1 pseudogene is annotated in these 236 nt (G+C 47.9%); it reads right to left on the bottom strand.

Features of this window, described 5'->3' with window-relative positions:
- Positions 1 to 236 (bottom strand): annotated as a pseudogene (locus tag LI126_RS15145) (right-handed parallel beta-helix repeat-containing protein); the annotation flags it as partial.

Raw genomic sequence — 236 nt, 5'->3', positions numbered from 1 at the left:
CTCCAATTCCAGGACGACTTGATCTTTATCGTCGACGAATTGGATCTGCTCCTTGCTGCATGACTGGGCACCGTTGAAGTAAGCGTTGCCCGCGTTCCATACTGGCAGGTGGTTGTAATAGTGATCGCTGTTTGGCGCATAGATTCCGCAATAGCCATCAAACTGCTGATCCCATTCTGCAAACGTTGGATATTCTTCTAATGGCTGGGTACCGACTTTAAAGTTGTAAGTATCCC

Origin of the sequence: Mediterraneibacter sp. 210702-DFI.5.30 (genome assembly GCF_020560115.1) — a bacterium.
GTDB classification, from domain to species: Bacteria; Bacillota; Clostridia; order Lachnospirales; family Lachnospiraceae; genus Mediterraneibacter; species Mediterraneibacter faecis.
This window is presented reverse-complemented; position numbering and strand designations above follow the sequence as displayed.